The 12,064-nt window shown below is 39.8% G+C and carries 11 protein-coding genes; 8 read left to right on the forward strand and 3 right to left on the reverse strand.

The features are described from left to right. Nucleotides 1-329 precede the first annotated feature (329 nt). The 7 genes from F9B85_RS11370 (at nt 330) to F9B85_RS14435 (ending at nt 5,904) form a co-directional block, all read left to right on the forward strand. Complete coding sequence (locus F9B85_RS11370) at nt 330-950, forward strand: transposase (protein WP_243138183.1); 621 nt, start codon at nt 330-332, stop codon at nt 948-950. Then, the gene (locus F9B85_RS11375; RefSeq protein ID WP_151621014.1) at nt 934-2,472 is read left to right on the forward strand and encodes a YifB family Mg chelatase-like AAA ATPase; all 1,539 of its coding nucleotides are present in this window, start codon (nt 934-936) and stop codon (nt 2,470-2,472) included. The genes F9B85_RS11370 and F9B85_RS11375 overlap by 17 nt, the downstream gene beginning before the upstream one ends. A 2-nt stretch (nt 2,473-2,474) precedes the next feature. Next, nucleotides 2,475-2,828, forward strand: a complete 354-nt coding sequence (locus F9B85_RS11380; RefSeq protein ID WP_151621016.1) for a hypothetical protein — start codon at nt 2,475-2,477, stop codon at nt 2,826-2,828. Nucleotides 2,829-3,424: 596 nt separating this feature from the next. Next, nucleotides 3,425-3,991 (forward strand): hypothetical protein, encoded by a 567-nt coding sequence (locus F9B85_RS11385; protein ID WP_151621018.1) that lies wholly within the window; start codon nt 3,425-3,427, stop codon nt 3,989-3,991. Nucleotides 3,992-4,002: 11 nt separating this feature from the next. Next, nucleotides 4,003-4,491, forward strand: a complete 489-nt coding sequence (locus F9B85_RS11390) for a protein-export chaperone SecB (RefSeq protein ID WP_170270467.1) — start codon at nt 4,003-4,005, stop codon at nt 4,489-4,491. 10 nt (nt 4,492-4,501) lie between these two features. Beyond that, the gene (locus F9B85_RS11395; RefSeq protein WP_151621022.1) at nt 4,502-5,224 is read left to right on the forward strand and encodes a hypothetical protein; all 723 of its coding nucleotides are present in this window, start codon (nt 4,502-4,504) and stop codon (nt 5,222-5,224) included. 515 nt (nt 5,225-5,739) lie between these two features. Then, nucleotides 5,740-5,904, forward strand: a complete 165-nt coding sequence (locus F9B85_RS14435; protein ID WP_170270469.1) for a hypothetical protein — start codon at nt 5,740-5,742, stop codon at nt 5,902-5,904. 95 nt (nt 5,905-5,999) lie between these two features. Here the strand turns inward: F9B85_RS14435 and F9B85_RS11400 are convergent, their stop codons facing one another. Continuing rightward, a complete protein-coding gene (locus F9B85_RS11400) occupies nt 6,000-7,562 on the reverse strand; it encodes a histidine kinase N-terminal 7TM domain-containing diguanylate cyclase (RefSeq protein WP_151621024.1) in 1,563 nt (520 codons plus the stop codon). A gap of 315 nt (nt 7,563-7,877) precedes the next feature. Between F9B85_RS11400 and F9B85_RS11405 the strand changes: the two genes are divergently transcribed. Continuing rightward, a complete protein-coding gene (locus F9B85_RS11405; RefSeq protein WP_151621026.1) occupies nt 7,878-8,405 on the forward strand; it encodes a hypothetical protein in 528 nt (175 codons plus the stop codon). A gap of 247 nt (nt 8,406-8,652) precedes the next feature. Here the strand turns inward: F9B85_RS11405 and F9B85_RS11410 are convergent, their stop codons facing one another. Further along, complete coding sequence (locus F9B85_RS11410; RefSeq protein ID WP_243138184.1) at nt 8,653-9,078, reverse strand: secondary thiamine-phosphate synthase enzyme YjbQ; 426 nt, start codon at nt 9,076-9,078, stop codon at nt 8,653-8,655. 171 nt (nt 9,079-9,249) lie between these two features. Further along, nucleotides 9,250-11,892 (reverse strand): helix-turn-helix transcriptional regulator, encoded by a 2,643-nt coding sequence (locus F9B85_RS11415; RefSeq protein ID WP_151621030.1) that lies wholly within the window; start codon nt 11,890-11,892, stop codon nt 9,250-9,252. Nucleotides 11,893-12,064 lie beyond the last annotated feature (172 nt).

The following is a 12,064-nucleotide window of genomic DNA, read 5'->3' on the forward strand; positions in this document are numbered from 1 at the left end:
GACCGGAGGAAGAAACCCCTCCGGTTTTTCTTCCTCCGGAAAAAGGGTACGTCCCTCACACAATTCAGACACAATTACGAACATTCAGAAAACTTAACAACCTTAAGCCCAAACACCCAGGCCGGAGGACATCAGTTCCTCCGGCTTTTTTTAGGCAAGGTCACGACACCTGGACAATTTTAGTATAGTTAATTGTATTTAAGGAAACCGACAACGACTGTCAATAAGCAGAAAAGAGAAATAAATACCCCAATCAAAGAAGGAATTTACGTACAAAACGTAGAAGAAAAAACAAAATTAGCCAAAGGTACTCAAAAAAGGTGATTCTTATGCCGAGAAAACCTCGAATTTGGTATCCCGGTGCAGTGTACCACATCATGAGTCGCGGCAATCATCGCCATAAAATCTTTCGCGATGATGAAGACCGGCAAGTATATCTCGCCATGATCCGACAAGTCATGGATATCTTACCTTTTAAGCTCATCTCTTATTGCTTAATGACCAATCACGTGCATCTTCAGCTAGAAACATTAGAAACTCCACCAGGGCCCATCATGAAAAGAATACATATGAAGTACGCCATCTTTTTCAACAAAAAATACCGCTTTGTTGGTCAACTTATGCAAGGTCGCTTCCGCTCTGAAATTATCGACACAGACCGCTATATGCTAGAAATCAGCCGGTACATCCACTTGAATCCCGTAAAAGCCAAGATGGTAGATCATCCCGATGACTACCCCTGGAGCAGTTTTGGGGAATACATGGAGAGACGACCTTACGCACTATCTACACCAGAGCGAATTCTCGCTTACTTTTCCGAACCGACGATTGTAAGATACAGGCACTATGTTGAAGTAGCCATCGATGGCCAAACAGAAAGCAAGGTTCCTGCAACATTGCTTCTTGATGGCGACGAGGAAGGGGAAGAGGACGATGACAACGGTTCTTAAATCCTTTGCCATCAATGGTATCGATGGATACCAGGTAGAAGTAGAAATATCGACTTTAACAGGACAACCATCTATGGCCATTGTTGGTTTAGGAGATACAGCCGTCAAAGAAGCCAAACAACGGATAGAATCGGCACTCATCACTGCGGGCTACGAATTTCCCAAAATGAAGATTGTCATCAACCTAGCGCCAGGTGACATCAAAAAAAGTGGCACCCACTTTGATTTGCCCATGGCCGTTGGCTTGCTCAATGCATCGAAGCAGATCCAATTAGATGATCTACAACGCAATAACTATGCTTTTCTCGGAGAACTCTCGCTAAACGGCCAGATTCGCCCCGTCAAAGGTGTACTTCCTATGGCGATCAAAGCACGCCAGACCGGACTAACACACCTGATTGTACCAACAGGAAATATTCGAGAAGCGCAACTTGTAGAAGGCTTAGAAGTGCTAGGTTTTTCTCGACTCGAGCGTCTTGTAGAGTACATACAGGGAAAAGGCAGAGCCGACCCTATACCACCTGAGGAAGAAGCAATCAAACCCTTTAAGACCATAGATTTTCGAGACGTTCTTGGACAAGAACTTTTAATCGAATCCATCGTCTTAGCTTCTGCCGGTGGACACAACATGCTTATGAGCGGCACCCCAGGTTGTGGCAAATCTATGATCGCCAAACGTATTCCCACCATCTTACCGGAACTTAGCCGTGAAGAAGCCCTAGAAGTAACCAAAATCTACAGCGTTGCCGGTTTCTTATACCAGCAAGATCGCCTGATCACAGAACGTCCTTTTCGTTCACCTCACCACAATGCCTCTCTCAACGCCCTTGTTGGCGGAGGTAGCCCCGTCGTGCCTGGTGAAATATCCTTGGCCCATCACGGTGTCCTTTTTCTCGACGAAATCGCCGAATATAGCAAAAAGACTCTCGATGCCATGCGCCAACCGATCGAAGACAAAAAGGTAACCATCGCTCGTGTCCGCCATAGCGTTACCTACCCGTGCAACTTTATGCTTGTGGCAGCCATGAACCCCTGTCCCTGTGGTTACTTCGGCCAAGGACGTTGCCGCTGTAGCGACTATGAAGTTCTCAAGTATCGCCAAAAGATATCAGGCCCCATACTCGATCGCATTGATATCCAAAAAAATGTTCGTCCCGTCAACATCACCCGCCTAAGCCCTGAAGACATAGGGCGATCTTCCGAAGAACTTCGACAGCGAGTACAAGAAGCAAGAAAAAAACAACAAGAACGCTTCGCCCACCTAACCGGTATCAACTGCAATGCCCAAATGAACGAAGCTATGGTCAAAGAGTTTTGCCCCTTACAGCGTGATAGTCTCGAAATACTCCAACTGGCCCATCAACAATTCGAATTTAGCGCAAGGACTTATCACAAACTGCTCAAGATAGCACGCACAAGCGCTGACTTAGATGGTGCCAAAACAATCGAACAATCCCACATACTCACAGCCTTATCATGTCGAGAAATGGACAAAGAACAGTCCAAACTACTGGTGGTGTAAAAATGCTTACCTATTGGATTGCTTTAAGCCAAATCCATGGCGTTGGACCCGTTAATCAAAAGAAACTGCTCAAGCACTTTCAGCACCCAGAAGCCATTTTTCATGCTACAAAAGAGGCGCTCAACGAATCGGGCATCAATCCGACCATTTGCAAGGCCGTCATAGAAGCACAAACATCAGAACACATAAAAAAAGCAGAAAAACTCTACGAGCAGACACTTCAGAAAGAGATAAATATCCTAACTATCAATGCGCCGCTCTATCCAGAAGTGGCAAAAGAATATAAGGAAGCACCGATTTTGCTTTATTATCGGGGTACTCTCACCAATGAACTGCCTGGAATCGCCATCAACTAAACCTACCTCTTCCAGAAACCACAACCCAGCTAACCCTGCTAGAACTAACAGGCCTTGTTACGAACAAAGGAGGCTACTGGAGAAGCAAGTGATTAATTATCGGAAAATTCAGACAAGAAAAAATCAATTTCATGCCCTCCTCGTACACTGCCTAATTGATATTATTGGACGATGAGCAGATGGAAAAATACAAAGAGCCTTATAGGTAAAAAACTTTATCTGCCTATCCGTCTAATGAAAAAGTACTTCCTCATGATTGATAGAAGTATCTTCGGTGTGTCGAAGCATGTCGTAATATATTTGAAGGAAATATTGAATTTTGGTCGAAAATTATATACCAATATTAAGATATAATAACTAGCATGGCATAAAATGTATTCTTATAAGTAAAGACTGGGATTTAGTCAGATATCTACATATTTACCGGAGAGGCTCTTTTGTTTTTTGATTCTTAAACGCTAGTGAGATGAATTATTACAGGAACTTCCACTCCAGAAACAAAACTACGCATAAAAACCAGATAAATGGTATAAAATGGTTTTTAGATAGTGGTTATTGTTAGGAGGTAGTTATCTGTGCTAACGGGAGGTTTTTTAATGAAGAATATTAAAGTAAATAAACCAGTACTCTCGATTGATAACTACAATAGTAATAAAAGTCTGAAATCTGATACAAACCATGTTATGAGGTTAGAGAGTCAGTTGAATGCTTTTTCAACTCTGCTTTTTCGTATGCTAGATAAAGTAAAATTAGGTATTTTAACTATTAATGAAATATCAACCGATGTTCCTGTCAATGAACTAATTGAAGAAGTGTATAGAATTGAGTGTTGGTTAGGACGTAGTGGTATGTCAATCTTACGAAAAACTATCGAACGAGTGAAATCCAATGCACTTAATCATATACAATTAGAACACTTAAGAGAATTAGTAAAGAACCAAGAAAAAATCGCCTTAACCTTAATGAGTAGCGACATTAACAATGATAATTTAGAAACATTATTGAAGTACGTTTATGAAGCTTTGGTTTACATTGAGTTTGATTTCCAACTCAGTGGCTTTTTTATTGGAGAACAAATAGAAACAAGGCTACCTATTGATAATAAAGAGTACAAAATGCATATCCTTTATGATGTTAACAAGCCACGAATAAAGATAGCTTAAGGATGACTACTATGGATAATAAAGAAAAGTACAGTCAATTGATTTCAATGATAGAACTAAAAAATATTGAACTAATTAGTTTAAATTGTAATCAAAATCCTGCTTTTAATCATAAGGGGAGTAAACCTATTGATGCCGCGATCAAGTATAATACAAAAGAAGTCATTCAATCAGGCATAGAACTAATATTTCCATTTTGTTTGTCATTGGCAACATTCAGCAATGAGAATAACTCAGGGGAAAAGGACTACGATCTGATTGATTCTAAAGACAAGCTTTTTGATATTAGTCTTGAACTTTACTTGAATTATTATATTGAAGTTACAGATAACTCCACGCTGGATTTAAGTAATTTCTTAGAAGAAATTAATGAATTTGCAAATAAAAACGTAATAATAAATGCTTGGCCATATGCTAGAGAGATTGTGAGCAATGTAACTACCCGTATGGGTTTCCCTCCCTTGCTGTTACCTCCTTACAAAGCAATGCCAAAGTATTAGGTGAGATGATATGCCGTTGTCTTTTAATAATTGTAGTGGTTTAAGTAATGATTCTCTTGTTAATGATATTTACAATGAAATTATTAGCAATGTGAAGTTGTTTCCTTACATAGCAAGAATATTTTGTTTGTATAAAAACAATAATAACGCAAATACCCAGGTATTTGAAAAAATACTAGATAACCCAAATCTAAGTTTAAATGCTACTTATAAAGACAAGATAATAAATATTCTTAGCGAAATATATAATCATCCTAAATTCAGTGATATACGATCAGGTATCCTAGAAAAAGTAATTCATGGTTTAGGTCCATTCAAAAACACGGATTGTCACTATGATGTCTATATTGAGCCAAGTATTTTAGATAATGGATATGTTGTTGGCGAATCGAATTGTAAGTGTGATATTGTCTATCACACTAGCGATGATATGCCAATAGAATTTATTGAATGCAAATCAAATATAACCAATTTTATTCCAAGAACCTTGCCATTTGACGATGAAAGGGTGAAACAAAGTACAAAAAATAAGGTCCACTACTTAGATAAAGCTTATAATTATTTAACCAATAATTACGTTACTCCGACTATTTTATTTGCGTGCTATAATGCAGAGCATGCTTTGGAATTAGAAAATGTACATCATAATTGGGGCTTTCCTTATATAGATTTCTTGGGTTCACAAGAGATCTTTTATAAGCTATCGCAATATAACCCTGTAATTCGTGGGTGACTGAATTATCATGGAAAGTACAGAAATATAATATTCTAAGCGGCTTTTGTCCTATATCTTTGGGGCTGAGGCCGTTTTTTTGAAGTCGGAATGGAGTCGGAATGGGGTCTGACCCCGCGAAAACTGAAGCGCTAGCGTGAACCAGCGAGACTGTACGGGTGCACCTACCTTGTGTCAACTTTCCCCTCCATGGTATCATTCTTAAAGAAAACAAGGAAAAAGGCGGAGACTATGCCGGCCAGCCTCCCTCCAGCAAGGGTACGTCCCTTACACAATTCAGAAACAATTATGAATGTTCAGAAAAATTAAGAATATATTATAAAAATGAGAGACCTCTCACAAGGATCATCCAAAGCGATGAACCTCCTGAGAGGTCTTTTTCTGTTTCAAACACTTCCAAGGCAGAAAAGAAGTTCTCAGCAATACCCATATCAACAGCATTCTTTCTATAACCCATAAATCAGCATAAAAGCATCTCATCACTCTCATACTAAAAAAAAGAAAGAGGAGGGTCTATGAAAAAAAGTAAAACACTGTTATACATTATAGCACTAAGCCTTTTGCTTACATTAGGAACTGCTTGTACAACTGCTCCAGCACCACCAGATGAGCAAGCACCAGGACTTCAAGACCCTATTCCAGATCCACCTAATCAAGATCAGAATCAAGAACAAGAATAGCCAAGTGGGAAGCACCCTCAACAACGCAAAAAGCATCCCTCACCGTTCGTAAGCCTCTACGAACGGTGAGGGATGTTTTATTACTATAAGCCAGCTTAGTTTTTTCTACAGGAGATCATCATAGCGCTTTCCACGCGATTGCGACCTCTGGCTTTGGCTTCATACAGCGCCTGATCGGCTTGGGCGATGAGGACGTCAAGGCTTTCTTGACCTACCGCTTCCACACCTGATACACCAAAGCTAGAAGTAACCTTGATCAGTACACCTTCCGTAGTGACCTCCATCGCTTCTAGGGCTACACGCAATTTTTCCGCTACGGCCATAGTTTTCTGAGGAGTCACGTCGGCCAACAAGATCACAAATTCTTCACCGCCAAAGCGAGCGAAAAGGTCACAAGCACGGATGTTTTTCTTTACGACTTCAGCAACTTTTTGCAAGACCACGTCACCAGCCTGGTGACCGTATGTATCATTCACTCGCTTAAAATGATCAATATCAAACATAATGAGGGAAAGAGGCAATTTGTTGCGCTTTAAGCGCTCTAGTTCATGATTGCCATATTCAAAGAAAACGCGACGATTGTAGATACCTGTAAGCTCGTCGTGAGAAGCCATCCACTTAAACTCTTCCGTCACTGCAACTTGCTTCGTAATGTCACTAAGCACAATAATGCGGCCTATCTCTTCTCCTTTTTGATTTGTTAGGGCAGAAAGCTTTAGATCGTAATAGTGAGGACGGTCTTTGACTTGGAAAGTGATCGTGCTATCTACGCCCTTATCTACAGCCTTGACTAGCTCTACTTGGTCTTGAAAGAGCTCATCTAGATTTTGACCTATCGCTTTTTTGTCAAGTTTTTGAAAAAAAGCCTTGGCCGCTGGATTATAGTCTAATATCTTCTGCTCCTTGTCCAATACAATGACAGCATCTTTGATACTTTCGAATACTTTATGATAGGCCAGTGGGATCAAGTCAAAAAATTGAAACTTAAAGATAGCTAACATAAAGAAAAAGTAGCTAATTACCAGAGCCAATGGTACAAGATCAATACCATAAGGAGCACCTACATAGATAAACATAGCGTAAGCCAAATAAGGCAATAAAGAGGCTACGAACATTAGTTGGCCCAACTTTTTCACAGAACCTTTAGACTCCCGAGATAACTGATAGAACAGATGATTGCTAAGCAGAAAAGCAATCGTAGTATAAATGAATTTCAGATAAAAAAGCGGACCATTATGAGCTTTAAATACATGAAAGTAGCCATTGTATTCCATGTAGACATGGTGGTAGAAAAGATGATGCAAAGGGTTGGTGAATCTTCCTAGTAACAGCAACAAGGCCAGAGAAAAAAACAATTTTATGTAGAAGGGAGGAAAAGCTTTCTCTTTGCCGCAGTATTGAAGGGCCAGCAGAAGCCAGAAAAAAGGAATGAATGTATTGACCGATTGAACAAGATTCCAAAAAAGCATTTCTGACAGCTCTGTACTGACCAGCTCCATGGCATTGCCAAAAAAATAAAAAAACGTTGCTAAGCATAAGAAGGAAAAAGCTTTGGCCGCTGATATTTCTTTTCTTCGATAAGAATATAAAGCCATAGCTAGGACGATGGCGGCAAAGATAAACAAAGTACCACTGAGCCAGTAGTGCAAGTTCTCCATTGCAACACATCCGCATCTTTTTTTGAGCTCATCATACCACAAGAAATAGTCCTAAACAATCAGAGCTAGGGGGACGTTTGTGTGTCATGGAGAGATCAAAGTGAGCCAGGGGGAGGTAGCAGAGCCATCTTTTGTCGTATAATAATGGATAAACAACAACTACAAAGAAAACTTAGAACATATATTCCAAAGAAATACCATCTATGGTATAATACAAGCAGATGGAATTGAATAGAAGTAATTAAAAAACAAAGCAACCTCTAACTTACTGCAATATATTAACAGCAATATAATAAGACAAAAGGGGGGAGAAAAATGATTGAAGAGCTTCTAAAACAGATTCTAGGCGAAGTCCAAGATGTCAAAACAGGCCAAATACGTCTAGAAGCAAAAGTGGACAGACTTGAACAGAGAATGGACAAGCTTGAGCAAAGAATGGACAACCTAGAAGCAGACGTAGCCAGCCTGAAAGAAGGCCAAGCTCGCTTAGAAACAGACGTAGCCGGCCTGAAAGAAGGCCAAGCTCGCTTAGAATCCAGAATGGACAACCTAGAAACAGACGTAGCCAGCCTAAAAGAAGGCCAAGCTCGCCTAGAGCGGAGTCAAGAACAGAACGTAATATCCTTATTAGAAATTATCAACAAGAAGCAAGACGAAACTATCCAAAGGCTTTGTGTTGTCGAAGAGAATCAAGAGGAAACAAATGCGGAACTAAAGCGCCTTAACAAACGTATGGACGTAATGGACACAAAGATCTCAAGAATTGACAAATCAGTCAACGGGCTATCCATAATTATTGTTCGTCACGAAGGCGAGATCGCAGAACTAAGAGAAGCAAAATAAGCTATAAGCCCAAACCCAAAACCCTAGTTCAAGCCCCAAGTCCAAGCCTAAGCCCAAGATCGAGCCCGAGCCCGAGCCCAAGCCAAACCCAAACCCAAACCCCAAGCCACACTATGCTTGCCACGCAAAGGCAAGATGCTTACCTAAGGCAAGATGTTTTCCTAAAGAACAACAAGATGAAAATAACCCACTATGGTCACTGAAGATGATCATAGTGGGTTATTTTTTCTTCAAGATCTACTTGATGCTATAAGTTATTTTTAATAACATTTCCTTGCACTTGTACTACCACGCGCCGCTGTCTTGGTCCATCGAATTCAGCAAAGTAGACGCTTTGCCATGTTCCTAAGAACAACTTACCTTGATGGACAAGCAAAGTTTCAGAAGAGCCTGTTAGTGTTGCCATCATATGGGCGTCTGAATTGCCTTCAATGTGCCTATATTCTCTCAGATTAGGAACCAAACGTTGAAAGATCGTAGTTAGGTCAGTAAGTACATCGGGATCTGCATTTTCATTAATCGTAACGGCCGCCGTTGTATGAGGGACGAAGATGACAACCGTTCCTTCGGTAACGGCACTTTCCTTGACAACTCTGGCGATATCTTTCGTTATATCAACAAAAGATAGGCGACGGGGAGTTTTTACCGTGATTTCTTGAAAAGTTATGTGCAAGATATAACCTCCTGATTTAAGGCCAAAGGGCCGTTTAATTTGCCATTAATTCCTGAGTCAATCTGACTGTTCTCGTTAACTAGGGTGTGAGCCCCTTGACTTCTAACCCGCAAGAGACCCCCACCACAAGCCCCCCTAGCACAAGCCCCCAGAACAGTTCACAAAAACTTCTTACCAAACACGCCGCTCCTTCTCAATTACCTTCTCAAACTTCTCCACAGAAGACCTAAACAACAACTCCAACTTATCAACCATATGTTCTTCTTCTGGTCTATCAATATAACTTCTATAAGGAATTAAGAGTTTTTCAAGTGTATCTATGATGCCCATTCTTCTACGAAAGTCTGAGCCAATTCCGTAATCCATATACAGCACTTTCCATCTATCTCTCATCGTTGAAGAGGTAAATTCTTTTCTTAAGTATTGTGCCAGATTCTCGAAAATAACTTCTTTTAACTTTTCTAATAACTTTGCTTTATATTCTTCTCCTTCTGCATAAGGCTTCTTAAAGTTAATTACTTTAGGCTTTAGAATAAATTGATACAAATTATCTAGCATGATTGTATAAAGATCATCAACAGGTTTTAAGGTTTGCGCTCCCCTGTAGTAAGTTTCCCCATAGGTAAGTCTTTTGGTCAGAGCTTCCGTCACTTTATAATGCGGTGGCTTTAGGAAATAGATCTTATGTTGCTCTGCCCTGTATTTCTCTAAGATCTCATTAAAAAAGATCATAGAAAGTCTTTTATAGTCGTACTCAACCAGTGGTGCTTGTTCAGAAATTTTATCAACTATGAGGTAATTGTGCTTCGCCCTGTAGTAGTCCTGGATTTTAGTCAAAAATTCATTTAGGGCAGAACAATTTTCCTCTACTCTAAGGGACTTACTATGGATAAGATCTTTCAAAAAAGTCGTCTTTTGCTCTAACTGTTTGAGAAATTTAACAACTTCCGGTCTATCTTCCTGCAAAAGTGAAGCTACTTTACTCTTTTGCAGACTCAGAAGATAGTCTTTTTTTTGTGCATCTACGTATTCTTCATCATCGTAATCGTCGAAAAATTCTTTTTTGCTAAAGTCATCATAAAAAGTGTAAGCCATAAAGATCTTGTTTTTGGCGATACGGTTGGTGAGATGCTTAAGGATATTGAGGCTATCAGCAGACATACTCGTTCTGCTATCGTCTACTACTGTGACCACATCTACTTGATCTAAGTTAAAGTTAACGCTGTTTTCGATGCTCGATCCTTCTTCTACCACATGGCTTGTCCCAACAGTATCAATAAAAATAATCCCTTTTCGGGTAACTTTCTCGTCTAGCTGGCTGTTATATGGAAGTTCGAGGCGCATTTTTTTGACTAGTGGCGTTAGGGTAGAACCAAAATCTTTTCCTTCTCGGGACGTAAAAGTTTTGATGAACTGGTAAAAGTCTTTTGATTCGTAATCACGAATGTTACAAGCAAAGCCTGTAGGCCAGTCGTAATTTTTTTCTTTCATTATATAAGGAGAAGAGATAGCCTCATTGCTTTCTAGCTGGGTCAGAATGTTATGTACATTTAGCTTTATTTCAGTGAGAATATGGCTTAGCAACCTAGAGTAGGTGGAATAATTATCAACAGAACTTTCTAGCACATACTCATAGTACTTGTGCCTTAGATATTCCATGTTCTTAGATGGTATATTGTTATATCTATTACTGTTGCGCCTTAAAGAAGTGAAGTCTGAAGTCTTCACTTCTTTCATTATTTTGTTTATATTGCGGTAGATGGTAGCCCATAAAGCCATTGTTTTCCCCGAGCCTGTCGCGTGAGTTAGTCTAAATTCTTGTCGATAATACTTACCCATAAAAAAACGAAAGTCCAATATCTTGTTCGGGTCGGAGTAAAAAGCTCTTAAGATGCGATCTTCTTCACTTACAGGGCGCTTTACTTCAAACTTCATTTCTTCGGGCTTTTCGTATTCTTCTTCATAGAATAGATCTATTTTTGCTTCTACTGCTCTGTCAATAGCTGATTCTACTTCTTGTACAATTTCATCGTAAGACATAAAAGAAAGAGCCAGCTTGTGCGGTTGTTGTCTGGCTTTTTTGAAGATATATTCTGTCTGGTATGTTGTTGTACGAGAGGTGTCGGTAAAAGGGAAGTTAATTGCTGGGCCAAAGTTAGTGATGTTTTTGATGATTGTTGACTTGCCTACGCCAACTTTACCTAGCAAGATGACTTTGGGAGCGCCTACAGGGAGCTTTATTTTTTGCTCTATGAAATCAACGCTTTTTTCTTTTGGTCCTTTGATGTCTTCGTAAAAAAGGTTGACAATGCCATCGATGAAGCTTTCCTTAGCAAAAGGAAATTCTTCTGGTGAGATAGTGATGCCTCGGTAGCTCTCGTCTTTGAGCAGAGCTTTTTTGGCCAATTCTTTCATATCAGGGTGATGAAAAGAACTATCACTTAATAAATACTGGAAGGCTCTTTGCACTTGTTGAGCTAGTTGCACTGTAGGGAGCTGTAAGTCTTTTTTTATCTTCGCTCTAATCTTCTGGGGATGTATGTACTCTAGGTGGAATTTTTGATAGCTAAGTTCTGTGAGTTTAACTAAGGGCTTTTCATCTATTTCTTCGTGAGGTGTTTCTGTGGCCAGATCTACAATTTGCTCTAGCGGTACTTTGAAGATTTGCGAAAGTTTAATTAAAATATCGTAACTGGGGTTTCTAGCGCCTGTCTCATACATGCCTACGGCAGAAGTTGTCACGCCAAGTCTATTGGCAAGGTCGGATTGTGTCATAGCAAAAGATTGACGCAGTTCTTTAATCTTATGGGCCATAGAAAACACCTCCTGCTCTTTTCTATATTATAACTTAGAGTTGTGAAAAATACGACTTGAAAGTTGCTGTACTTACTGTGCTTATTGTATAAAACAGAAGTAGTCATAGTTTGTAATAGCTTACATGGCGCAAAAAAGTAAATTGTGCAAAAATATGCAAAAAGGGCTAGTC

Origin of the sequence: Heliorestis acidaminivorans (genome assembly GCF_008933955.1) — a bacterium.
In the GTDB taxonomy this organism is placed as follows: domain Bacteria; phylum Bacillota; class Desulfitobacteriia; order Heliobacteriales; family Heliobacteriaceae; genus Heliorestis; species Heliorestis acidaminivorans.